Source organism: Brevibacillus sp. NL20B1 (genome assembly GCF_018195675.1).
Taxonomy (GTDB): Bacteria; Bacillota; Bacilli; order Brevibacillales; family Brevibacillaceae; genus Brevibacillus; species Brevibacillus aydinogluensis.
Map to the genome: position 1 here is coordinate 17,008 of NZ_JAGTPT010000005.1, position 24,509 is coordinate 41,516.

Genomic DNA, 24,509 nt, shown 5'->3' on the forward strand with positions numbered 1-24,509 from the left:
CCAGATGCCCAAACAGCTTTACAAGTTAATTTTCAGTAAAGAATAACCGCCTGGAGTTTGTCTGCAAAAAATAACCTGAGCCCGGTACAATACCGAGCTCAGGCATCTTGAGGGCTTGTTTACCTTCTGTCACTTGACAGGGGAATACCGGTTTGCCGGACGTACTGCTCACTTAGTTAGTTGAGCACGTTCATCACGTTGCGAACCGATTGGACAGATTTGTCGAGCGCCGCTTTTTCTTCTGGCGTCAGATCCAGCTCGATCACTTTTTCCAGGCCGTTTCCGCCCAGCAGGGTCGGTACGCCCAGATAGAGGTCGCTGTATCCGTATTCGCCTTCCAGGTAGGCGATCGCCGGCAGAATGCGCTTCTTGTCTTTCAGGATCGCTTCCGCCATTTGCACCAGGGAAGCGGCCGGCGCATAGTAAGCGGAGCCATTACCCAGCAGATTGACGATCTCGCCGCCGCCTTTGCGGGTGCGTTCCACGATGGCATCCAGACGATCTTTCGGGATCAGTTTTTCCAACGGTATGCCGCCTGCGTAGGAGTAGCGCACCAGCGGCACCATGTCATCCCCGTGACCGCCCAGCACAAATCCGGTTACGTCTTCTACGGAGACGTTCAGTTCCATCGCCACGAAAGTGCGGAAACGGGCGGTGTCCAGCACTCCGGATTGGCCGATGACCCGCTCCTTCGGGAACCCGGACGTTTTGAAGAAGGTGTAGGTCATCGCGTCTACCGGGTTGGACAGCACGATCACGATGGAGTTGGGCGCATAGGTTTTCACCTGTTCAGCCACGGAGCGCATGATGCCCGCGTTGGTGTTCACCAGGTCGTCGCGGGACATGCCCGGTTTACGCGCAATGCCTGCAGTGATGATCACGAGGTCGGCATCTTTGATGTCAGCGTAGTTGGCCGTACCGGTGATGTTGGCGTCAAAGCCCAGCACCGGCGAGGATTCCATCATGTCCAGCGCTTTCCCCTTGGTCGGGTTTTCCAGTTGCGGAATGTCAACCAGCACGATGTCTCCCAGTTCTTTTTGCGCCAGGATGAATGCCGTGGTAGCACCGGTAAAGCCGCTGCCGATGACAGCGATTTTTTTGCGTTGGAATGCCATATTGGTTCGCCTCCAATTATTTTGAAGTGCAAAAGCCGGTGATCGTCTCGCTTACATCTCTGTTGGATTGATTACATGTTTTTGATCAGGGCATCGGCAAACTCGGAGCATTTCAGCTCAGTTGCGCCTTCCATCAGACGAGCGAAGTCGTAGGTTACGGTCTTCGCGGAGATGGTTTTTTCCATGGAGGAAATGATCAGGTCTGCCGCTTCGTTCCAGCCCAGGTGACGCAGCATCATTTCGCCGGACAGGATGACGGAAGACGGGTTTACCTTGTCCAGACCTGCGTATTTCGGAGCAGTACCGTGGGTTGCCTCAAATACGGCATGGCCGGTCAGGTAGTTGATGTTGGCGCCAGGTGCGATACCGATGCCGCCCACTTGCGCTGCCAGTGCGTCGGAGATGTAGTCGCCGTTCAGGTTGAGTGTAGCCACGACATCGTACTCAGCCGGACGGGTCAGGATTTGCTGCAGGAACGCGTCGGCAATCACGTCTTTTACGATGATTTTGCCTGCTGCTTCTGCTTCTTTTTGCGCCTTGTCAGCGTCGCCGCCTTCCGCTTTGATGCGGTCGTATTGTGCCCAGGTGAACACTTTGTCGCCAAATTCGCGCTCAGCCAGTTCGTAGCCCCAGTTTTTGAACGCGCCTTCGGTGAACTTCATGATGTTGCCTTTGTGCACCAGCGTGACGGATTTGCGCTTGTTGGCCAGCGCGTAGTTGATTGCCGCGCGCACCAGACGTTCGGTCCCCTCTTTGGAAACCGGCTTGATGCCGATACCGGAGGTTTCCGGGAAGCGGATTTTTTTCACGCCCATTTCCTTTTGCAGGAATTCGATAACCTTTTTCACTTCCGGGGTGCCTTCCGCCCACTCGACACCGGCATAGATATCCTCGGTGTTTTCGCGGAAAATGACCATATCAGTCAATTCAGGATGTTTCACCGGAGACGGAACGCCTTGGAAGTAGCGAACCGGACGCACGCACGCGTACAGGTCCAGCTCCTGGCGCAGTGCCACGTTGATGGAGCGGATGCCGCCGCCGACCGGCGTGGTGAGCGGACCCTTGATTGCGATCAGGTATTCGCGAACAGCAGTCAGGGTATCCTCCGGCAACCACTCGCCGAATTGGTTGAACGCTTTTTCTCCTGCATATACCTCAAACCAGGCGATTTTCTTTTCGCCTTTGTACGCCTTTTCCACGGCCGCATCCAGTACGCGGACAGCCGCTTTCCAGATGTCGGGACCGGTACCGTCACCTTCGATGAACGGGATGATCGGGTTGTTGGGAACCACCAGTTTTCCGTTGTCTACCGTGATTTTTTCACCGGCAGCAGGCTGCGACAGGGTTTTAAACACAAGAATCCCTCCAGTGTGAAAAAGTAGTGAAAGATATTTCCAGACGTAGGAGAACTACCACGCGACGTGGTAGTTCTCAAGCTTGCGCTCAGGAGTGTCGCACCGCTTTGGCGGCCGCCTCCTCCACGCTCGGAAAAGCAAAGGTCTTAGCGCTGGTCGATCGGCACGTAATGCCGGTTGACCGGTCCGGTGTAGTCAGCGCGCGGACGGATCAGGCGGTTGTTTTCATACTGCTCCATGATGTGCGCGGTCCAACCGGACATGCGGCTGATGGCAAAGATCGGCGTGAACAGGTCGCTTTCCAGTCCGAGCGAGGTGTAAACAGACGCGGAGTAGAAATCGACGTTCGGCTTCAGGCCTTTTTCGCCGGTTACCATTTCTTCGATTTTGACGGACATCTCGTAGAGGTCGGAACGGCCCACTTGTGCCGTCAGCTCTTTGGACATTTGTTTCAGCCACTTGGCACGCGGGTCGCCGTCCTTGTACACGCGGTGTCCGAAGCCCATGATCTTTTCCTTGTTGTCCAGTTTTTTGCGGATGTAGGATTCCACGTTGTCGATGGTGCCAATTTCCGCCAGCATGGCTGCCACCGCTTCGTTTGCGCCGCCGTGGAGCGGCCCTTTCAGCGTGCCGATGGCAGAGACGATGCCGGAGTAGATGTCAGTCAGAGTTGCGACAGTGACGCGCGCGGAGAACGTAGACGCGTTGAACTCGTGATCTGCGTGCAGAATCAGCGCAACGTCAAATGCCTTCACGGCCGTCTCCGACGGTTCTTCCCCCGTCAACATGTACAGGAAGTTTTTCGCGATGCTGTAAGACGGATTGGGGGCAACCGGCTCCAGTCCCTTGCGGATTCGCGCAAACGCTGCCACCAGGGTAGGAGTTTGTGCCACCAGTCGAATCGACTTGCGGTAGTTGGCCTCCGGAGACATGTCCTGCGCCTCTTGGTCGTAGAGCGCTAGCGAAGAGACAGCTGTGCGCAACGCCGCCATGGGGTGTACGCCTTTCGGATAAGTGCGGATGCTGTCGATGACTTCTTTCGGCACCGCAGCATTTTCACCCAACTGCTTTTTCAAAGCCTCCAGCTGATCGCGCTTCGGTAGGGCTCCATGCCAGAGCAGGTATACGACTTCTTCAAAGGTAGCGTTTTCAGCGAGTTCGTCGATGTTGATGCCTCCGTAGCTGAGCACACCGTCGACGATGGAACAGATCGAAGATTGAGCGGCAACAACGCCTTCCAGTCCACGAGTAGCTGTCATGTAACTCTCTCCTTTTCCACTCTAAGCTATTATGAAGTTGTCAGGATGAAGTAGGGGCGGTTCTTTTTACTACCCCCCTCCGCTGTGAATGAAGTGCTGAGGTTCATCATTCGCTTTCTCGTCGGGCCGAAAGAGGAGGAGAGACCGGATGGCCTTGCAACTGCATGGCAATAAAAAGAATCCAACCGTAATTCGACACAATTATAAAAGATTATAGCGATTTTGTGAATGAAAAAAGTACAACTTGCCCGGAAAGCGCAAGGTCCAGCCAAAACTTGTCAGCCCCGGAAAGCATGCTGCATAATAGGTACATGGAAGTTCGCCGTCCCCTTGGGGCCAGAAAGGAGAACGCGTTTGAATCGGGAAAACTGGGTGGAACGCCTCTTTCAACTGCTTCGATTAATCTGGGTCTGTCTGCTCGTGTACGCGGGCTTCAAGCTGACCCAATTTGCATTACCCTTACTTTACCCATTTCTCATCTCGTTAGTCATCGCGCTGATCATCCACCGACCGGTCACCTATCTGACGAAAAAGGCTCGGATCCCCCGTTGGCTGTCGGTGACCGTCGCGCTGCTTCTGCTGATGGTGCTTACCGCCGGCGTCGTCACCCTGGTCGTCACCGAGACGGTCGTCGAGATCGGGGAACTGGCCAGACAGCTGCCCGGGTTTGCCAACGAGCTGGGCACGTACCTGCAGCGGACGATCTCCCAAGACTTCCTGATGGGGTTGTACAACCAGGTGCAATGGTTCTACGAGCAGCTAGACCCCAGTTACAAGGAAAAGATCGACAGCACCGTGGGCAAAGGGATCACCTCGATCACCCAGGCCGGTCAGCACCTGATCGTGCAGTTCCTGGAAGGGCTGAAAAACCTGCTCCTCTCGCTGCCGAACCTGGCGACTGTGCTGGTGATTTCGATCTTGGGCGCCTTCTTCATTGCCAAGGACTTCTTCCTCTGGGAAGCGCGCTTCCGCCGCCTTATGCCAAAGGGCGTAAACAAACGGCTGAATCAGATTTTCAAAGACCTGAAAGCCGCGCTGTTCGGCTTTGGCAAGGCGCAGCTGACGCTGATTTCGCTCACCGCCGCGATCGTGATTGTCGGCCTGTTGATCCTGCGCGTCGAATACGCCATCACCATCGGGCTGATCACCGGTCTGGTGGATCTGCTTCCGTATCTGGGCACAGGGACGGTCTTTATCCCCTGGATTGTCTATCTCTTTTTCAAAGGCAACTACAGCCTGGTGATCGGCTTGTCGATCCTCTACGCGATTGTGTTGATTTTCCGTCAGATCATCGAACCCAAGGTGGTGGCGGAAAACGTCGGTCTCGACCCACTGCTGACGCTGGTCGCCCTGTTCGTGGGCCTGAAACTGTTCGGCTTTCTCGGGCTGATCATCGGTCCCGTCTCACTTGTGCTGATCAATGCACTGGTGAAGGCGGACGTCTTTTCCGACATCTGGCGATACATCAAGGGCACGTAAAAAGGAGGCGCCATTCCTCCTTTTTTTCGTGTCTTGGCGCCGATTTACCTGCGGAAAAGGATGTGCACGCGGCCGCTGGAGATGAGCGACCAGAGCCAGCGCTTCAAGAGATGGCGCACGATTAACCGCGTGTAGGGGATGAGAAACAACAGCCCGAACAGGTCGGTGAAAAAGCCCGGCGCCAACAGCAGCACTCCACCCGCGAGAATGAGCGCGCCGTCGATCAGCGCTTCCGTCGGCATCTGGCCGCGCGAGAGCTGGAGCTGCAGCAGCCGAAGCACCTGCATGCCCTGCCGTTTGGCCAGCCAGGCGCCAACCAGTCCGGTCAGGATCACCAGCGCCACCGTGTTCCAGCCGCCAATCACTTTGCCTACCGCGATCAGACCCCACAGCTCAATCGCCGGCACGACGACAAACAAGACCACAAGGATGCGAAACAGCATGCTACGCTCCTCCTTCGTACTGAGCCAGGAGCCAGGCATAGACGTCCGGTTCCGCACGGGAGAGACGAATCGGTTTCATCGTCGGCGTCGTGAAGGCGTGCATCGTTTTGCCGGACACCAGCAGCGTCTCGTCCGGGATGCGGTACACCTCGTAGGCAAATGTCAGCCGCACCGGCGTCAGCTCTTCGATCCGCGTGCGTATTTCCACCCAGTCATCGTACCGCGCCGGCAGCTTGTACCGAAGCGTCGCCTCCGCGACCGGCAGCAGCACCCCTTTTTCCTCCAACTCGCGATAGGTTAGCCCCGAGTGGCGAAGAAACTCCGTCCGCCCCACTTCAAACCAGGTCAGATAGTTGGCGTGATAGACCACGCCCATCTGATCCGTTTCGCCGTACCTCACCTGCAGTCGGTGAGTATGTACAACCGCACTCAATGCAACCGCCCCTTTCTCCTGTTATTGTACCACAGTCCTGCGATAAAACCTGCTTTCCGCCGCCTCCTTTCCCTTGCGGACGGACAAAAAAACCGGCGAAGAACGAAGCAGTTCGTTTCTTCTCCGGTTTTGGTTGCTGTAATACGGGGGCGTTAGCGGATCGGGCACGCGCCGCCTTCGCACGATTCCGCCGTCACCAGGTCGGAATCGCCGCCGTTCTCAAACTGCTGCAGGATGGCCGGGTCAAACGGCTTCATCGACGCTTTCAGCGCTTCGTACTCCTCTTTGGTGCAGGCTTCGTACGGAGCAAGCTGGTACGTGCCCCCGTCGAGCTGCAGGAACGACACACCGACGAAGTTGTCCCAGTTGGAGTAGACGATCTCTTCCACCTCGCCCCACTCTTCCGGCCGAACCGTAATCGTGTTGGAGGAGTTGTGCTCCGTATACTCTTTCTGGAAGCGGAAATAGGTCTCAAACTGCCGTCTGGCGCTGACCTGTTCCTTGGTCTCCTTGGCTCCGGAAGCCACCGGAAAGTCGATCACCAGCGTACGGGCGTTGGCCATGCGCTCCTCGTGGGTGTCGCCCGGCGTGCCCACTTCCGGATGGACTCTCCAGCCCAACGCCTGAACCGCTTTTGCCAGCGGATCTTCGGCGTTGATCCGAATGCGGCGGATGTAGTACGGCGAGTGGGACCAGTGCAGACCGCTGGATACACCGCCGGCCACCTGGGAGAGCGTGCCCTCCGGCTTCACCGTGGTCACCAACAGCGGCGCGTTGACGCGCAGCTCGTATGCGTAGCGATTTGCTTCCTCACGCGCAGCTTTACCGAGCAGACGAAGCAGTTCCACCTCCTGCTCCTCGGTGTATCCGAGCGAAGCGATGGCGTCCTTTACTCCGGTCAGCGACGTGCCGAGCAGACGGTCACGCTGCTGCACCCTGTCCCAGTGAGGCAGTTCCAGCGTCACCAGCGTCATGCGCAGTCCGGCGCGGGCCGATCTGCGCTGCGCGTCCAACAGGCCGTCCAGATCCAGGTATTTGGAGCCATCCGGTCTTTCCTTGACGAACTGCACCAGATTGACGGTGGTCAGGTTGCACACGCCGTAGGAGTCGAGCAGAATTTCCGCACACGGGTTGAGCCCCTCCGCGTTAGGACGGCGCCGGTTGGCCTCTTCCAGGTTGATGAAGCCCGGCTCGCCTTCCATCTGCATCATCGTAAAGACGAGGTGCAAAAATTCCCGGCTCGGCTGTTTCGTGAAGGCAATGGAGTTGTTGGACATGCGGCGATGATCCAGTCCAAAGCGGCCGTCTCCCACCTTTTGAATCGTGTCAAACCAGGACGGCTTCCGATCGCCCAACAGTTCGCCCACCATGCGGTGATGAGCGAGCTGCTCTTCTGTCCAAAATCCGTTGATGCCGTATTTGGCAAACAGGCACTCATAGTCGTCATGGTCAAACAGGAAGATCTCCGCCGTACGGCGTACGCCCCCCACCACGACGTTGGCTCCGATCAAGTTGCCGATGTCGAGAATGTGGATCGGACGCACCTTTCCGTAGCCCTTCTCGTCGCTTTCAATTGGCTCCAGATACGGATCGATTTTGTTTTTCAGCACCTTGTCGATGCCCTCAAACATTTCGCGAAGCGGTTCGTGGCCGCTGGCCGTACCGCCGAAGCGCTTCAGCCGCTCCCCTTTGGGGCGGACGCTGTTGTAGGAGATTTTCACAGTATGGATGTGCTCATATTCCTTTTTCGTCAGGATGTCCAGGTAGAGGCGCAGCGACTCGACCCAGCCTTCCTTGCTGTCACCGACGTAGATTTTGGCAAAGCCGTTTTCCAGCACTTTCAGTTCGGAGCGCTCCAGCCGCTGGTGTTTGGGCAGGGGCTTGTACTCCGAGGAAAGCAGGGTAACATTGGTGCGGATCGGCGAGAGTCCTGCCGCCATCTCCTTCGTGCACTTGAAGCCGACGCCTGTTCCCACCAACAGCAGGTAGAACAGGTCGCACAGATCCTCCCAGGATTTGATGTTCAGGAATGAACAGTTGAAATTGGCCAGCGGATACAAATCAGCTACGCCGTTTTCCGCTCCGCCCACCCAGAGGGTGCGGCCGGACAGGAACTGTCTGAGATTGAACATGTTGTCAAACAGTCCTTCCGCTTCCTTCTCCAGTTCCTGCAGATCAGGGGTCAGCCCAATCTTTTGCAGATGCTGATAGGCCAGCTTGATATTGTAATCCACCGAACGGCGACAGGTTTCTTTCCAAGTCTCCCGTCTGCCTTTTTCCGGAAGAAAACGGGAATACGTCCGATAATAAACGAATTGTCCCAGTGCATTCATGTGCGGCGGGAAATCGGGGTAACGGTCCAGAAATTCATCCCGCAAAAAACGGGTTCTCGTCTCTGTAGCCAACATGTCGGTTCCTCCTTCAATACTATCATCTCTAGTTAACCCCTTTTCCCGCAAAAACTCAATAGTTTTTTCTATATGTTGTGTGCAATATTTTTCGACAACACAATATGTAGTGTTTTTGTGAAAAAAGGGACTTGACAAGGCTGTTCGCCTGCCGGGAGAAAACACGCTCACGAAGTCCTCATTTTAGCAGATTTTTTGTCGTTTTTCAGCCCCCCTCCTGCACTTAGCGTGCCCGAAAAGAAAACCGCCCTGTCCACCGTGCAGTATGGACAGGGCAGAACGATAAGGCATATCGAAAAAGCGGCATGACAAAACGAGGGGGACGCGTTCCATCCCCCTCCCAGATTCAGGGTATTTATAGCAATTCTTTACAGCACCCGGGCATGTCCAGTGTAAATGTGGCCGCGTTCGGAGTCGACTGTGACGATTTGACCGTCTTTCAGCAGTTCCGTAGCACGCGTGACGCCGACGATGACCGGGACGTTGAGGTTAAGCCCGACAATGGCGGCGTGAGAGGTGAGTCCGCCCTCTTCGGTAATGACCGCGCCCGCCTTTTCAAATGCGCCGATCATGTCCGATTCCGTTCCAATCGTCACGAGGATGCTGCCTTCCCGCATCTTCTCCAGCGCTTCCTTCGCCGAGCGTGCAACCACGACCCGGCCGGTCACCACCTTGCGCCCGATGCCTTGTCCCTTCGCCACAATGTCGCCGATGACGTGAATTTTCATCAGGTTGGTGGTGCCTACTTCACGCACCGGCACGCCCGCCGTGATGACCACGAGATCACCGTGGCGGACATACCCCGCCTCCAGCGACTGCTGCACGGACAGCTCCAGCATTTCGTCAGTCGTATTGGCCATTGGTCCAAGCACCGGGTAGACCCCGTTGACGAGCGCGAGACGGCGCACCACTTCAGCGTGCGGCGTAACTGCGACGATCGGCGCTTTGGGACGGTACTTGGAGACCATGCGCGCGGTATGACCGCTCTCCGTCGCCGTGATGATGGCCGCCGCATCCAGGTCGAGCGCGGCGTTGGCCACGGCCTGGCTGATCGCGTCTGTAATGGTCACCTGCTTTTGCACAGCCTGGTTGTACAAAATCTCCCGGTAATTCAGTTCCTGCTCCGCTCTGAGCGCAATCCGGTTCATCGTCTCCACCGACTCTACCGGATATTTGCCGGCTGCCGTTTCGCCGGAGAGCATGATCGCGTCCGTGCCGTCAAAGATGGCGTTGGCCACGTCGCTTGCCTCCGCCCGGGTGGGGCGAGGATTGCGCTGCATCGAGTCGAGCATCTGCGTCGCGGTGATGACCGGTTTGCCTAATTCGTTGCACTTCTTGATCAGTTTTTTCTGCACCAGCGGCACTTCCTCCGCCGGAATTTCCACGCCCAGGTCGCCGCGGGCCACCATCAGTCCGTCGGAAACGGCGAGAATTTCGTCTACGTTGTCCACGCCTTCCTCGTTCTCAATCTTGGCGATGATGTCAATGTGAACGCCGTGGCGTTCCAGAATTTCGCGAATCTCCAGGATGTCGGCGGCCTTGCGCACAAACGAGGCAGCGATAAAATCGACGCCCTGCCGGATGCCGAATTCGATATCCTGTGCATCCTTTTCCGTAATCCCCGGCAGGTTGATCTTGACGCCCGGCACGTTGACGCCCTTTTTGCTTTTCAGCGTGCCGCCGTTCTTGATGCGGCAGATGATCTCATGCCCCTCTACCGCTTCCACGGTCAGACCGATCAGCCCGTCGTCGATCAGGATCGTGTCGCCCTTCTTCACGTCGCGCGGCAGATCGGCATAGGTGATCGAGATGCGTTCCGCCGTGCCGGGCACGTCCTCTGTGGTCAGCACGATCGTCTGGCCCTCCTGCAGTTCCACTGCATCCACGGCCAGCGTGCCGGTGCGGATTTCCGGTCCCTTGGTATCCAGCAGGATGGCCACCTGCTTGCCCGTCTCCCGGGCCGCCTGCCGGATGTTGGCGATCCGGGCGGCATGCTCCTCGTGGGAACCGTGGGAAAAGTTGAGCCGGGCCACGTTCATGCCGGCGTGGATCAGTTTTTTCAGAGTCTCGACCGACTCGCTCGCCGGTCCGATGGTACATACGATTTTCGCCTTACGCAGCACTGTGCGTCCCTCCTATGAAACAAGCTGTCAATATACGCCGTACTAAATGGACAGCGTGCGCGCCAACTGATAGATGGACAAGTCGAGCTGGTGCTTTTGCGCCAACGCATCCTTGAAATCGACGTCGACGATCTGGTTGTTGCGGATGCCGACCATTCGGTCCCGCTTTCCTTCCAACAGCAGGTCAACGGCCGCCGCCCCCATGCGGCTGGCCAGCATGCGGTCAAACGCAGTCGGCGAACCGCCCCGCTGGATGTGGCCGAGCACGGTCACCCTGGTTTCCCAGCCGGTCCGCTGCTTGATTTCCTCTGCGTAGGTGGCAGCGCTGCCGACGCCTTCCGCCACGATGATGATCGAGTGCTTCTTGCCGCGGCGGTTTCCAGCGTGCAGCCGTTCGATGATGTCGTTCATGTCATGGTCTGCTTCCGGAATGATAATTGATTCCGCACCTGCCGCCAGACCGGCCCACAGCGCCAAATCTCCGGCGTCGCGCCCCATTACTTCGATGATGTAGGTGCGCTCGTGCGAAGTGGCGGTGTCGCGGATTTTGTCGATCGCTTCCACAATCGTATTGAGCGCGGTGTCAAATCCGATGGTGAAATCGGTACACGGAATGTCGTTGTCGATGGTGCCGGGCACGCCGATGGTGGGAATGCCTTTCTCCGTCAGCTTCTGCGCCCCGCGGAAGGAACCGTCGCCACCGATCACGATCAAACCTTCGATGCCGTGCTCGTGCAGTTGGCGTACCGCCTTCTCCTGTCCTGCCTCTGTTTTAAACTCTTCACTGCGGGCCGAAAAGAGGATGGTTCCTCCCCGATGGATAATGTCCCCGACTGACCCCAGCGTCATCTCCTGGATATGGCCGCGCATCAGCCCTTCGTACCCGTGGTACACTCCGTACATCTGCACGCCGTGATAGGCGGCACGTCGAACGGCGGCGCGAATCGCCGCGTTCATCCCCGGAGAATCTCCGCCACTGGTCAATACTGCGATTTTCTGCATGGAAACCACCTCTCCTGTCCTAAACAAAGGCCCAACGACCCTTCTTATCGTCATTAGCATGTCTTGAAACAGAAACAGTATGTGCCAAAGAGCCTTTGATACATGCTGTATCAGTTCCGGATTTATATCTGTTACACTCATTGCGGAATATGTGCCATACTTTTTGAATGATCTGACAAATTCCGCGTCCGAATACGATTTTAGCAGATTTTTCGCGCAGAAAAAAGCAAAAAACGCCTCCTCTGGATCAGAAGGAGGCGTAGGCACCAATCTGTTTAAACTTCTCGTAGCGATCCTGTATCAGTTGTTCCGGACTCAACCGGTCGAGCTGTTCCAGTCCTTCCAGCAGCTTCGCCTTGACCCGGCTGGCCTGCTGGACCACATCGCGGTGTGCCCCACCAAACGGCTCCTCGATGATCCCGTCGATCACACTCAGCTCCAGCAGGTCGGGCGCGGTAATCTTCATCGTTTCCGCCGCACGCATCGCCAGGCTGGCGTCCTTCCAGAGAATGGCCGCCGCCCCTTCTGGCGAAATGACCGAGTAGGTGGAGTTTTCCAGCATGTAGACGCGGTTGCCGACGCCGATCGCCAAGGCGCCGCCGCTGCCGCCCTCGCCGATCACGACGCAGATGATCGGTACGCGGAAGCCGGCCATCTCCCGCAGGTTGCGGGCAATCGCTTCACTCTGGCCGCGCTCCTCAGCCGCTTTGCCGGGATATGCCCCCGAGGTGTTGATAAAGCAGATGATCGGGCGGCCGAATTTGTCCGCCTGCTGCATGATCCGCAGCGCCTTGCGGTAGCCTTCGGGATGGGCCATGCCAAAGTTTCGGCTGATGTTTTCCTTGGTGTCTTTTCCTTTCTGGTGGCCGACCACTGTGACCGGACGGCCGTCCAGTTTGGCAATGCCGCCGACAATCGCCAGATCGTCGCCAAAACAGCGGTCACCGTGCACTTCCAGAAAATCTGTGAAAATATGATGAATGTAGTCCAAAGTCGTGGGCCGCTCGGGGTGGCGGGCGATCTGCACGCGCTGCCAAGGCGTCAGATTGCCGTAAATCTGCTCGGCCAGGTCCTTGGCCTTTTTCTCCAAACGAACAACTTCATCGGAAAAATCAATTCCTTTTTCCTCGGTAAACCTGCGCAGTTCCTTGATCTTTTCCTGCAGTTCCACCAGCGGCTTCTCAAAGGGAAGTTCGCCTGCCATTTCTACACTCCCTCCCGAATCGTGTGCAGCTCGACGATTTTTGCCAGCGTGGTCCGCATGTCCTTGCGATGCACCACCATGTCGAGCTGTCCGTGCTTCAGCAGGAATTCCGCCGTCTGAAAATCTTTCGGCAACTCCTGGCGAACCGTCTGCTCAATCACGCGACGGCCGGCAAACCCGATCATTGCGCCCGGTTCGGCGATGTTGTAGTCGCCGAGCGAGGCGAAGCTGGCGGTCACCCCGCCGTATGTCGGGTTGGTGAGCACGGAGATGAACAACAGCCGCTCCCGGTCCAGCCGGGCCAGCGCCGCGCTCGTCTTGGCCATCTGCATCAGGCTGAGCACGCCCTCCTGCATCCGCGCACCGCCGGACGCGGAGAAAAGGAGAAACGGCAGTCGCCGCTCCACGGCCCGCTCGATCGCCCGGGTGATCTTCTCGCCGACGACCGAGCCCATGCTGGCCATCCGAAAGCGGGAGTCCATCACGCCGATGACGATGCGGTTGCCTCCCAGCACGCCCTCGCCGGTGATGACCGCCTCGTTGAGATTGGTGTTTTTCATGTCTTGTTCCAGCTTCTCCAGATAACCGGGAAAGCCGAGCGGATTGGCGGTGATCAGGTCTGCGTCGAACTCCTCGGTCAGCTTCCCGTCATCCAGGAGCGACTGGATCCGCTCGGGAGCGGACATGGGGAAATGGTACTGGCAGCCTTTGCAGACGCGCAAATTTTTCTCCAGGTCCTTGGAGTAGTGGATGCTCCCGCAGTGCGGGCATTTATTCATCAGTCCCTCGGGAACTTCCTTTTCCTTGGGTCCCGTCACAGTGGCGCCGTCCGCGCCGGCGGGAACGCGCGCAATCGTCTCCGCAGGGACAGTCGCGAACTTTCGCTTCTTCCCGAACAGGTCTTTAAGCACAGTTACACCTCACCTTTCTGGTCAGTGAAGGATCGTGCCGAGTATTTCCTGGACTTCGTGAACTTCGCTTTCGGGCACGAGAATTTCGTACTGCTTGGAAACCTTCGCCTCGCGTACCTTGACCAGGAATCCTTCATCTGTCAATCGTTGCTGTATCCGTTCCGCTATTTTTGCGCTAGGAGCGATGTAGATGACCGTCCACATGCTGGCAACCTCCTTCAGCGTCCAAAACAGGTCTGCCTCATCATATCACAGCGCCAGCGCTCGTCGCAAATCAGCAGAGGGAACGGACTAGGCGGGACGCACGACTAGAGCTTGCTGTTTTCCAGGTGCTCGCGCATTCTCTCCACCGCCAGTGCTTCGTCTCCCTCGCGAATGGCTTCCATGATCCGACGGTGCTCCGCCAGCGCGGTGCGGGCCCGACCTTCGCGTCCCAGCGATTCGCTGCGGACGCTGTCGCTGTACTCGACGAGCGGTGCCCAGATGCGATGCAGAATGGAGTTGCGGCTGGAGCGGCAGATCACGCGGTGAAACTGGTAGTCTTCCTCGGTGGGAACCTCGCCGCGCTCCACGCGCTCCTCCGCCGCCGCCAAGATCCGCTCCATCTCGTCAAAGTGCTTGTCTGTGGCACGCCGGCAGGCCAACCGCACCGCTTCCAGCTCCAGAATTCGGCGCATTTCGATCAGGTCTTTTTTCGTCTTGTAGTCCCGCAGGATAAAGTAGCCGAGAATGTCAATCAGGCGGTTGTGTCGGTAGTGCTTCAAAAAGGTGCCTTCTCCCCGGCGGGTTTCAATCAGTCCCAGCAGTTCCAGGGCTCGAAGCGCCTCCCGGACGGAAGAACGGCCCGCTCCCAGTTGTTCGGACAGCTCCCGTTCGGACGGCAGCTTGTCGCCGGGGCGCAGGTTTTTTTCCCGAACAATTTCATGGATCTGCAGCAGAATGCCTTCGTACACTTTTCGTTCTTGCGCAGAACCGAGCACTTTTCACCCTCCTCATTGACTGTCTACGGCGAAGCACCCTCCTGACCGCGCACACGGTTGGGAGGGTGTTCTTCGTTGTTTCCCGTACGGCCGGGATTACGCCTTTTGCAGCGAGATGGCGGCCAGTTTTGCCGTTCTTTCCTTGACCTCTTCGGGATCGACGGTAATGCGGGCCACGCCGCTTTCCATCGCCGCCTTCGCCACCGCCGCTGCCACGTGGGGAGCGACGCGCGGGTCGAACGGTGCCGGAATCACCTTGTCAGCAGACAGCTCTTCCGGCGAGATCAGATTGGCGATGGCGTAAACCGCCGCTCGTTTCATCTCTTCGTTGATGTTGGTGGCGCGGGTATCCAGCGCACCGCGGAAGATGCCCGGGAACGCCAGGACGTTGTTCACCTGGTTGGGGAAGTCGGAACGGCCCGTGCCCACCACGGCAGCACCCGCCGCTTTTGCTTCGTCCGGCATGATTTCCGGAACCGGGTTGGCCATCGCAAAAATGATCGGATCGCGGTTCATCGACCGGACCATCTCCTGGGTAACGGCACCGGCCACGGATACGCCGATGAACACGTCGGCGCCCTTCATCGCTTCAGCCAGATCCCCTTGCTTTTTGCTGCGGTTCGTAATTTTCGCCATTTCTTCCTTGACCGGGTTCATGCCAAAGGTACGGCCTTCGTACACGATCCCCTTGGTGTCGCACATGATCACGTCTTTGACGCCCATGGACAGGAGCAGTTTGATGATGGCGATGCCTGCCGCTCCCGCCCCGTTGGTGACCACGCGGACATCCTCCAGCTTTTTGTTCACCACGCGCAGAGCGTTGATCAGACCGGCGGCGGTCACGATAGCCGTACCGTGCTGGTCGTCGTGGAAAATCGGGATGTTGGTTTCCTTTTTCAGGCGCTCCTCAATCTCAAAGCACGCAGGCGCGGCGATGTCCTCCAGGTTGACGCCGCCAAACGTCGGCTCCAGCAGTTTCACCGTCTCCACGATCTTGTCGACGTCAGTGGTGTTCAGGCAGATCGGGAAGGCGTCGACGCCGGCAAACGACTTGAACAGAACGGCTTTGCCTTCCATGACCGGCATGGCCGCTTCCGGACCGATGTTGCCCAGTCCGAGCACGGCGGTACCGTCACTGACCACGGCCACCAGGTTGGCTTTCATCGTGTAGTCGTATACTTTGGACACGTCGTCAAAGATTTCCTTGCACGGCTCTGCCACACCCGGCGAATACGCCAGGCTCAGGTCGCGGGCATTGCGCACCGGCACCTTGGTAACCGCTTCCAGTTTCCCTCTGTGCTTCCGGTGAAGTTCCAGTGCATCCTCTCGCAAATTGGACACAAGTACCACTCCATTTCATGTCTATCTGGTATCGCTCTGATTCACTTATCTATATCGAACCTAAGTGGTCAGACCACTTTTTTGGGTATGTCCCCATTATAACAAAACCCATTCTCCTGTAAAGCCGCCGAAAACGGCGAAAAAGGGAGGACTTGGTTCATCCTCCCCAGTTTACTGGCAATTCTTTTTGAATTACGCTGTCACTTCCCACAATTTCTCGCGCTTGCTCCAAAAAGGCAGCATCCACCTCTACGCGAATCGCGTCCGGCAGGCGGATTGTCTGCTTTTTTCCTTCGTAGTACAGGACGACGGGAATCGTTCCTTTTTTTTCGACAAACAAGCGCTGCAGCCGGTGCAGTGTCGAATCGCGCTCCTGTTCCGGCGTAATTTTGACAAACAGCACGGGCTCTGTCGACGGCCTGGGCAGTGCTTCAACATCCCACATGCGGGAGACCAGCAGCTTCACCGCATCGTCCTGATGATCCACCCGCGCTTCCACGACGACGATCCGCTCCCGCTTCAGCAGGTCGATGTATTTGGCGTACACCTTTGGAAAGACGACCATCTCCACCTGGGCGGTTTTGTCCTCCAGCGTGACGAAGGCCATCGGTTCCCCTTTCTTGGTCTGAATCCGCCGCTCTTCGACGATCATGCCCACCACTTTTACCGTCTGGTCTCGGGCGCACTCCGCCAGCGCAGAGACGGCGTGCACCTCCGGCCGGTTGAGCAGGTGGGCGAACTGGTCCAGCGGATGTCCGGACAGGTAGACACCAAGCAGTTCCCGCTCTTCTTTCAACTGCTGGCTGCGCGAAAACGGTGGCACATCGGGGTACTCGGACGGCAGGCGCACAGGCTCTGCTCCGTCTTCGCCGGCAAACAGGTTGAGCTGGTCGGCGTCCCGCTCCTGCCGCCTGCCCGTCGCTTTGCCCATCGCCTCGTCCAGCAGCACCATGAGCTGGCTGCGGTGACCGGGCAGCGAATCCAGCGCGCCGCACAGAATCAGCGATTCGACCACCCGCCGGTTGACCAGCCTGCCGTCCACCCGGGCGCAGAAGTCAAACAGGTCGCGGTACGGACGTTTGGCCCGCTCCTGCACGATCGACTCGATGGCGCCGTAGCCGACGTTTTTGACCGCCGCCAGTCCGAAGCGGATCGCCTCCTTTTCCACGGTAAAAAAGGCCTGACTCTCGTTTACGTCCGGGGGCAGCACGGTCAGCCGCAGCCGCCGCGCCTCTTCAGTGTACTCGGCGATGCGCGTCTGGCTGCCGATGGAAAGCGACAGCAGCGCGGCCATGAAGGCGAGCGGGTAGTTGGCCTTCAGGTAGGCCATCTGGTAGGCGATGATCGCGTAGGCGACCGAGTGCGCCTTGTTGAAACCGTAGTCGGCGAAGCGGACGATCAGGTCGTAGATTTCGTTGCCGAGCCGCTCCCCGTAGCCCTGTCTGACGCAGCCGGCGACGAACTTCTCCCGCTGCTCGGCCAACAGTTCCCGTTTCTTCTTGCCCACCGCCCGCCGCAATATGTCCGCCTCGCCCAGGCTGAACCCGGCCAGCTTGGAAGAGATCTGCATGATCTGCTCCTGGTAGATCATGAAGCCGTGCGTTTCTTTCAGGATCGGCTCCAGATCGGGGTGGGCGTAGTGCACCTGGGTTTCGCCGTGCTTGGCCCGGATGTACTGCGGGATAATCTCCATCGGCCCCGGCCGGTAAAGGGCGAGCACGGCGACAATGTCGGCCAGGCTGGTCGGCTTCAGCTCGCGCAGCACGCTGCGGAACCCCGCCGATTCCAGTTGAAAGATCCCCGTCGTCTCGCCGCGGCTGAGCATCCGGAAGGTCTTGGCGTCGTCGGGGGGAATCCGCTCCAGGTCGAGGTCGATCCCCTGTTCTCGCAGATGGCGCAGCGTTTCCTGAATGATCGTCAGGTTGCGCAGGCCGAGAAAATCCATCTTTAACAGACCGATCTCTTCCAGCGCTTCCATCGGATACTGGGTCAAAGCCAAGCCTTCGCTGCCGGTCTGCAGCGGCACGTACTCGGTCAGCGGCTCCGGTGCGATCACTACGCCGGCCGCGTGCGTGGAAGCGTGGCGGGGCAGCCCCTCGACGCCCCTGGCCGCTTCGATCAACTGCTTCGCCTGGCCGTTCGTCTCGCACAGCTTGCCCAACTCTGGATTGAGCTGGAACGCCTTGTCGATGGTCATGCCGGGAGACTGCGGGATCATTTTGGCCACCCGGTCCACCAGGCCAAGCGACAGCCCCAGTGCCCGCCCCGCATCGCGGACAGCAGCCCGTGCCGCCATCGTGCCAAACGTGATGATCTGCGCCACCCGGTCATGACCGTACTTGTCGGCCACGTAACGGATCACCTCGTCCCGCCGCTCAACGGAAAAATCAATGTCGATGTCCGGCATCGTCACCCGCTCCGGGTTGAGAAACCGTTCAAACAGCAGGCTGAAGCGAAGCGGATCAACATTGGTGATCTTCAGCGCATAGGCCACCAGGCTGCCTGCCGCCGAACCGCGTCCCGGCCCGGTCGGAATGCCCTGCTCATGGGCGTGGCGCATGAAGTCCCAGACGATCAGAAAGTAATCGGTAAAACCGGTCCGCGTAATGATCGCCAGTTCGTGTTCCAACCGCTCGCGCACCTCGGGCGTGATCTCGCCGTAGCGCTCGCGGCAGCCTTGTTCGCACAGTTCGCGCAGGAAAGTTGTCGGTTCCTGTCCGGCAGGCAGGGGAAACCTGGGCAAAATGTGCTGGCCAAACGACAATTCCCACTGACAGCGTTCGGCGATGGCGGCCGTGTTGGACAGCGCTTGCGGCGCATAGGCAAACAGGCGGGCCATCTCGTCGCCGCTTTTCAGGTAGTACTCGTCGGTCTCGTAGCGGAATCGGTTCTCCTCGTCCACCGTCTTGCCCTCGCCAATTGCCAGCAAAATGTCATGCTGCCGGTGCTGTTCCCGGTAGACGTAGTGCACGTTGTTGGTGGCGACGAGCGGAATGCCCGTCTCCCGCCCCAGATGGAGCAGCCGCTGATTCAGCCTGCGCTCGATCTCCAACCCGTGATCCTGCAGTTCCAGGTAAAACCGGTCAGCGCCGAACACCTGCTGATACCAGAGCGCCGCCTGTCGGGCTCCCTCGCTGTCGCCGGCGAGCAGCAGCCGGGCCACCTCCCCCTCCCGGCAGGCGCTCAAAGCGATCAGCCCCTCGCTGTAGTGGGCCAGCGCCTCCTTGTTCAGCCGAGGGAGGATGAAGTGGCCCTCCGTGTTGGCCAGCGTTGCCAGCTTGAGCAGGTTGCGGTAGCCGCGATCGTTCTCCGCCAGCAGCACGAGATGGTACGGTGCGGGGGCATTGCGCACGCGATCCTGCAGGTTTCCTTCGATGACGTACGCCTCCATGCCGATAATCGGCTTGATGCCTACGTCCCGGCAGGCCTTGTAAAACGGCACGGCGCCGTACAGGTTGGCGTGATCGGTCATCGCCAGGGCCGGCATGCCCAGCTCCGCCGCCCGGCGCACCAGTTCCTCGATGCGGGCCGCGCCGTCGAGCAAACTGTATTCCGTGTGCACATGCAGATGGACAAAGGGGGTCATCGCGTTCCTTCCTCTCTTGTTCCGTCCCGTTGTCGTTTTCTTTCATTATACTTCATCCCGCCCCTGTCAGGGCAGGCGTGGGCTTTACAATCCCTTGCCGCATGGGTATAGTGAAGATAGGGATTCCCTTGCCAGCAACGGCCGTCGAACGGGAATCAAATGAAAGAGACCGAAGCGTTGCCGCGCTCCGGTCATCGCACAATAGACGTTGCCGCAAAGGGAACGGCCCGTTGGGAAGAGGAGTAGGTCGCGGAGCTGTCGGACTCACGCGCGGCCTACTTCTTTTTGTTCGTCAGGAGCATGACAACCAGGCTTCCAAACGCCAGCATCAGACTCAACGCTTGGTATACGGTCATCGCGTCACCCCCTTTCTTGCAGGGATGGAAGTGCCCCCTTTGCGAACTGATGTGCTATTGTACAAGAAAATTATACCACAAAACCATATGAGAACAAACATTCCCCTGTCCAGATTGCCCGCTTTCGCAAACTTTGGTAGGATAGTACCAGATCGCAGGAGAGGATGAATCCATGCATGTGGTTTGCGACCTATGTAACCGGAGTGCTGGCTTCCCTGGTGGCCAGCGTGTACTACAGCATTACCGCTCGTCAGCGTGGGATGCACCCGTTGGCGTCGCGCATGACCCTGGGCAAGATGAACATGTCGCTCGGCGTGTTGGTCACGCTGCTGGGACTCAATCAGTTGACGTTTGACCAGCTGGACGTGATCCGCGTCGTGATCGCCCTGGTGCTCCTGTTTGTCGGCGGTGTCAACCTGATTCTCGGCACACGCAACTTCCTCCGCTACCGCGCTGCGTGGCAGGCGGAACTGAAAAAAGGCTCGTAGCCGTCAGGGGCCGAGCCTGCCATGGGAACGTTTTTCCTCCGTTCCCATTCGTTTTTTCTGGCCAAAATCGCTGTTCCTGCGTATAATGAGCCTGTGTGACATTCTTGCTTCAGACAACCGAAGCGGCAGGTGCCGACGGTTGTCCTTTTTTTGTTTATGCTGCTTTTGCAGCCGCTCCGCTCTTCAGCGCAGGTCTTCCGCCTTGGCCCACATCTCCGGGGGATTCAACTCGTAGATGCCGTTCTCCCGGTACATATAGTGGTTCATCACAAATTCGCGCCGGATCGTGGCGTAATCGTCGTGGAAGCGGCGGATGTACTCGTTGATTTCCCGCTCCTCGTACTTTCGTCCCCGCTCCAGTCCCCGCACCATGTGTTCGAAGACGATCAGCTTTTTCTTTCGCTGCGTCGGGATGTGCTTCAGCCTGCCGTCCGCCGTGAAGAAATGGCGGATCACCTGCATTTTCTCCGCCGCCCACTTCTCGTCCGTTTCCTCCATCTCTGCCGCTCCTTCCGTTCCTTTCGCCTTGTCCAGCAGGGTCAGAAGCGCCTGCGATTTGCGCGTCAGATTGGTCTCGTGCAGGGTAAAGTAAATCGTGTTTTTTTCCCGCCGCTCATAGACGATCCCGGCCTCGCGCAGCTTTGCCATGTGGTGCGTGATGGTGGGCGGGGTGACGCCCAGCTTGCCGGCCAGCGCTTGGCCGTGCAGCGGACCGTTCGCCAGGAGCGCGACGATGCGCAGACGGGTCGGGTCTCCCAGCGCTTTGTAAAAGGTGACCAGCTTTTCCAGCTGCATGGAAACCCCCTCCTTCCGTTTCAATCGTGTATATCGTGTCCATTACATTAGATGATTGTCTAATCCTAAACATAAGCCGCTTTTTCTCCGCTGTCAATGCGGACCGCGAAACGTCCGGGCCGGTCAGCACGTATATACCAGTAAGAACTGGAAAGGTTCAATCGGCAAAGAAAGAAAAAAGGGAGGACAACCATGCGCGATCAATCCCCCTACCGAATCATTCTGTATATCGGTTATTTCCTGATTGGGATGCTCGGTTTTTTCGTTGCAGTCGGACTGCTCAACTTTTTTCTGTCTTCGTACAGATAACCTCACCAATTGACATTGTACAGGTCAGCAAGCCAAAAAGGCCGTCCGCGGCACTGCCGTCCGGACGACCTTTTTTGTGTGTAATTCCGTTTGCGTGATACCGATTGATTAGCGATCGATGATCTGCGCCGTTACCATCGCCTGTCCCACCTGCTGGTCGCCGTGGTACACGCAGACTTCCACCTTTCCGAAGCGGCGGCTGATGTCCATGAGGCGCGGCCGCACCTCGATCTGGCTCTCCATCTGCACCGGCTTCAAAAAGTAGACGGTGATGTTCTCCGGCACCATGTCCCCGCGCCGCTGCAGCCGCAGCAGGTTGCACGCCGCTTCCACCATGACGGTGGTCATGATGCCGCTGGCAATCGTCCCCAGGTGATTGGTCATCTGGGGTGTCACTTCCCCCTTGTAGACGAGCTGGTCTCCCTGCCGCTCCTCACGGAAGTGGGACATGATCAGGTTGGGGAACGTCTCGCTCATCTGCGGCTGCTTGGCCGTATACTGCAGCGCCTTCAGCACGTCGTTGCGGCTGAGCACGCCGACCAGTTTGCGGTAGTTGTCCACCACCGGCAGCAGTTCGATCCCCTCCCACACCATCAGATGCGCGGAGGAGGCCACGGAGACGCGCGGCGACGTGGTGATCGGATTTTTCGTCATCACCTTGTCGATCGTCGCTGTCTCCTCGTGGCCGATGATGTCTTTCGACGTGACGATCCCAATCAGCCGCATCTGCTCGTCGACGACGGGAAAACGGGTGTCCTGATACAATTCCGTATACTGGTGCCACTTGGCGACCGTGTCCGTCGGGAGCAGCACGGGCGTCTCCGCCAGCGGTTTGAGGATGTCTTCCACCATGACGATCTCTTTTTTGATCAGCCGATCGTAAATGGCCCGGTTGATCATGGAAGCGACGGTAAACGTGTCATAGCTGGACGAGATGATCGGCAAGGCCAGCTGGTCGGCCAACCGCTTTACCTCTTCACTGGTGTCAAAGCCGCCGGTAATCAGGACGGCCGCTCCCTGCTGCAGGGCGATTTTGTGCGCCTGATAGCGGTTCCCCACGATCAGCAGGCTGCCCGCGTCGATGTAGCGCATCATCGCCTCCAACTGCATGGCGCCGATGACGAACTTGTTCAATGTCTTGTGCAGCCCCTCGCGGCCGCCCACGACGTGACCGTCGACGATGTTGACCACTTCGGCGAACGTCAGCCGTTCAATGTTTTCCTTTTGCTTTTTCTCGATCCGCACCGTTCCGACGCGCTCGATCGTGCTGACGTAGCCCTGCGTTTCCGCTTCCTTGATCGCCCGGTAGGCGGTGCCTTCGCTTACATCCAGATCCTTGGCGATCTGGCGCACGGAGATCTTCGTACCGATCGGAAGACGGTCAATATATTGTAGAATTTGTTCGTGTTTGGTTGCCATCTGCTTGTACCCACCCTCCATCCTATGCTTCCACAGCGGTATCGTTGCCCCCGGCTCGCGCTGCAGCCGGGACCGGCCAACCCGGGATGTTCAGGTACTCTCCTGGGTTCACTATACCCGATGGCCGGGTAAAAAAAAAGAGTAGCTTTGCGGCTACTCCGGCAGAAAGTATATCATTAAGGGGGTTTTCATCGTGTCTTTATCTTACCCCGGGAATATTACAGAAAGATTACAACGGCTTTACAGTTTCGTTTCAGAGTACCATGGCCCAAAAAACAGGCCGCATCGCTATCTCCACAAGGCGGCCAACAGCCCCTGCACCAGTCCGATGACACCTCCCAGGATAAACCCGAGAATGGTGATCATGCGAAACTCCCGTCCGGAAATCCCCACGATCATCTCCTCGATCCGTTCGATCGGGAAGCCCTCCACCTGCCTGGTGACGATGTCGCGGACGGAGAGTTTGTGAAACAGCCGTTCCACATTGTGCTCCACTGTCTCCACCATCCAGCGCGCCAGCCGGGGAATCACCTGGTCCGCCACCGTCTGTCGCAGCGGGGAGAGCAGTTGGCAAAGCGGCTTGTCCAGAAGCCGGACGCCCTGCTCCTCCAGCTTGGCAAACAGGGCAGACGACCACGCTTCCACCTGCTGCGCTCCGATCCAGTCATACACGTCCCGCACGGTTTTGTCCAGCCATCTGTCTGCTTCCTGACGCAAAAAGCGGTTCAGCCGATTCACCAGTTCCGGATGGGCCAGCAGGTCGTCCAGGTAGGGAAGCAGTTTGCCGACGATTTTTTCCTCCGTCAGAAACATGCCGACCAAGCCGCCAAACATGCCTCCTCCGCCGAGCATTCCGCGCATCATCTGCTGCACCGTCTGCTGACCGTCGGGTGAGTGCAGATAGGCGCGAAAACGCTCCAGCAGGAGACGGCTGGCATCCTCCAGCGCCGTGTCGATCCGGGCCATGCCCTCTGCGGGGATCAGTTCGCGCAGCCGCTTCTGTTCATGATGATGAATCAGTTCGTTGACAAACGCCTGCCACCGTTGCTGAAGCGGACGGCGCACGCTCTCGCTTATCCCGCCGTCTTCGGCCAACAGCTCGGGAGCAGCAGCGTGCAGAAACTGGCGCAGGGTGCGGCCGTCCGCACACCATCTGTCGACCACGCCGGTCAGCCAGGTGTTCAACGTTTTCTCCATTCCGCTTTGAGCCAGCGCCCGTTTGATGCCCTCGGCGGTCAGCAGGTACTCTTCCACCAGCCGACCCATGTGGACGGCGATCTCATCCCGCCGGCGGGGAATCAATCCGGGTGTAAACGGCACCCGCCAGCCGCCGATCTGCCACGGTTTGTGCGGGCGAAACAGCATGCGGATCGCCAGCTCGTTTGTCATGCCGCCAATGGCGGAACCGACCGCCACGTTCATCAGCAACACTAACCACGCATTCATCTGGCCAAACGCCCTCTCTTCTCCTCAATGGAACCAAAGTATATGCCTGCTCATAAA

At 58.1% G+C, this 24,509-nt stretch carries 20 protein-coding genes; 2 read left to right on the plus strand and 18 right to left on the minus strand.

The features are described from left to right. Positions 1–176: 176 nt before the first annotated feature. The 3 genes from mdh to citZ form a co-directional block, all read right to left on the minus strand. On the minus strand, positions 177–1,115 hold the full coding sequence (mdh, locus tag KDN35_RS04975; RefSeq protein ID WP_171565733.1) for a malate dehydrogenase: 939 nt from the start codon (positions 1,113–1,115) through the stop codon (positions 177–179). A 71-nt stretch (positions 1,116–1,186) separates the two neighbouring features. After that, positions 1,187–2,470 (minus strand): NADP-dependent isocitrate dehydrogenase, encoded by a 1,284-nt coding sequence (icd, locus tag KDN35_RS04980; protein ID WP_171565734.1) that lies wholly within the window; start codon positions 2,468–2,470, stop codon positions 1,187–1,189. 146 nt (positions 2,471–2,616) lie between these two features. Beyond that, positions 2,617–3,729 (minus strand): citrate synthase, encoded by a 1,113-nt coding sequence (gene citZ / locus KDN35_RS04985; protein WP_212132276.1) that lies wholly within the window; start codon positions 3,727–3,729, stop codon positions 2,617–2,619. Positions 3,730–4,083: 354 nt separating this feature from the next. Here citZ and ytvI point away from each other — a divergent pair, with 354 nt between their 5' ends. After that, entirely contained in the window at positions 4,084–5,208 is a 1,125-nt protein-coding gene (gene ytvI, locus KDN35_RS04990; protein ID WP_171565736.1) for a sporulation integral membrane protein YtvI, read from the plus strand. 44 nt (positions 5,209–5,252) lie between these two features. Here the strand turns inward: ytvI and KDN35_RS04995 are convergent, their stop codons facing one another. The 12 genes from KDN35_RS04995 to KDN35_RS19845 form a co-directional block, all read right to left on the minus strand. Next, complete coding sequence (locus KDN35_RS04995; protein ID WP_371808889.1) at positions 5,253–5,651, minus strand: FxsA family protein; 399 nt, start codon at positions 5,649–5,651, stop codon at positions 5,253–5,255. 1 nt (position 5,652) lies between these two features. Continuing rightward, positions 5,653–6,084, minus strand: a complete 432-nt coding sequence (locus tag KDN35_RS05000) for an acyl-CoA thioesterase (RefSeq protein ID WP_171565737.1) — start codon at positions 6,082–6,084, stop codon at positions 5,653–5,655. Between the two features lie 152 nt (positions 6,085–6,236). Then, positions 6,237–8,492, minus strand: coding sequence for a ribonucleoside-triphosphate reductase, adenosylcobalamin-dependent (gene nrdJ, locus KDN35_RS05005; RefSeq protein ID WP_212132277.1), 2,256 nt, complete (start codon positions 8,490–8,492; stop codon positions 6,237–6,239). Positions 8,493–8,860: 368 nt separating this feature from the next. Then, positions 8,861–10,615, minus strand: a complete 1,755-nt coding sequence (gene pyk / locus KDN35_RS05010; RefSeq protein WP_212132278.1) for a pyruvate kinase — start codon at positions 10,613–10,615, stop codon at positions 8,861–8,863. A gap of 42 nt (positions 10,616–10,657) precedes the next feature. After that, the gene (pfkA, locus tag KDN35_RS05015) at positions 10,658–11,617 is read right to left on the minus strand and encodes a 6-phosphofructokinase (protein WP_171565740.1); all 960 of its coding nucleotides are present in this window, start codon (positions 11,615–11,617) and stop codon (positions 10,658–10,660) included. 247 nt (positions 11,618–11,864) lie between these two features. After that, the gene (gene accA, locus KDN35_RS05020) at positions 11,865–12,821 is read right to left on the minus strand and encodes an acetyl-CoA carboxylase carboxyl transferase subunit alpha (RefSeq protein ID WP_212132279.1); all 957 of its coding nucleotides are present in this window, start codon (positions 12,819–12,821) and stop codon (positions 11,865–11,867) included. 2 nt (positions 12,822–12,823) lie between these two features. Further along, on the minus strand, positions 12,824–13,732 hold the full coding sequence (gene accD, locus KDN35_RS05025) for an acetyl-CoA carboxylase, carboxyltransferase subunit beta (RefSeq protein WP_171565742.1): 909 nt from the start codon (positions 13,730–13,732) through the stop codon (positions 12,824–12,826). Between the two features lie 21 nt (positions 13,733–13,753). Next, on the minus strand, positions 13,754–13,936 hold the full coding sequence (locus tag KDN35_RS05030; RefSeq protein WP_171565743.1) for a glutamate decarboxylase: 183 nt from the start codon (positions 13,934–13,936) through the stop codon (positions 13,754–13,756). Between the two features lie 104 nt (positions 13,937–14,040). Next, positions 14,041–14,712 (minus strand): FadR/GntR family transcriptional regulator, encoded by a 672-nt coding sequence (locus KDN35_RS05035; RefSeq protein ID WP_171565744.1) that lies wholly within the window; start codon positions 14,710–14,712, stop codon positions 14,041–14,043. A gap of 96 nt (positions 14,713–14,808) precedes the next feature. Continuing rightward, complete coding sequence (ystJ, locus tag KDN35_RS05040; protein ID WP_171565745.1) at positions 14,809–16,053, minus strand: NADP-dependent malic enzyme; 1,245 nt, start codon at positions 16,051–16,053, stop codon at positions 14,809–14,811. A gap of 157 nt (positions 16,054–16,210) precedes the next feature. Further along, on the minus strand, positions 16,211–19,639 hold the full coding sequence (locus KDN35_RS05045) for a DNA polymerase III subunit alpha (protein WP_212132280.1): 3,429 nt from the start codon (positions 19,637–19,639) through the stop codon (positions 16,211–16,213). 275 nt (positions 19,640–19,914) lie between these two features. Then, a complete protein-coding gene (locus KDN35_RS19845) occupies positions 19,915–19,995 on the minus strand; it encodes a putative holin-like toxin (protein WP_256379878.1) in 81 nt (26 codons plus the stop codon). Between the two features lie 176 nt (positions 19,996–20,171). Here KDN35_RS19845 and KDN35_RS05050 point away from each other — a divergent pair, with 176 nt between their 5' ends. After that, positions 20,172–20,483: a YtpI family protein gene (locus tag KDN35_RS05050; RefSeq protein ID WP_171565747.1), complete on the plus strand. Its 312-nt coding sequence runs from the start codon at positions 20,172–20,174 to the stop codon at positions 20,481–20,483. Between the two features lie 183 nt (positions 20,484–20,666). Here the strand turns inward: KDN35_RS05050 and KDN35_RS05055 are convergent, their stop codons facing one another. The 3 genes from KDN35_RS05055 to KDN35_RS05065 form a co-directional block, all read right to left on the minus strand. Continuing rightward, positions 20,667–21,278, minus strand: coding sequence for a DUF2087 domain-containing protein (locus KDN35_RS05055; protein WP_212132281.1), 612 nt, complete (start codon positions 21,276–21,278; stop codon positions 20,667–20,669). Positions 21,279–21,695: 417 nt separating this feature from the next. Then, positions 21,696–23,006: a DRTGG domain-containing protein gene (locus tag KDN35_RS05060; protein ID WP_171565749.1), complete on the minus strand. Its 1,311-nt coding sequence runs from the start codon at positions 23,004–23,006 to the stop codon at positions 21,696–21,698. Between the two features lie 288 nt (positions 23,007–23,294). Then, positions 23,295–24,452 carry a DUF445 domain-containing protein gene (locus tag KDN35_RS05065; protein WP_212132282.1) on the minus strand — a complete coding sequence of 386 codons (1,158 nt, stop codon included), beginning with the start codon at positions 24,450–24,452 and terminating at the stop codon, positions 23,295–23,297. Between the last annotated feature and the right edge of the window lie 57 nt (positions 24,453–24,509).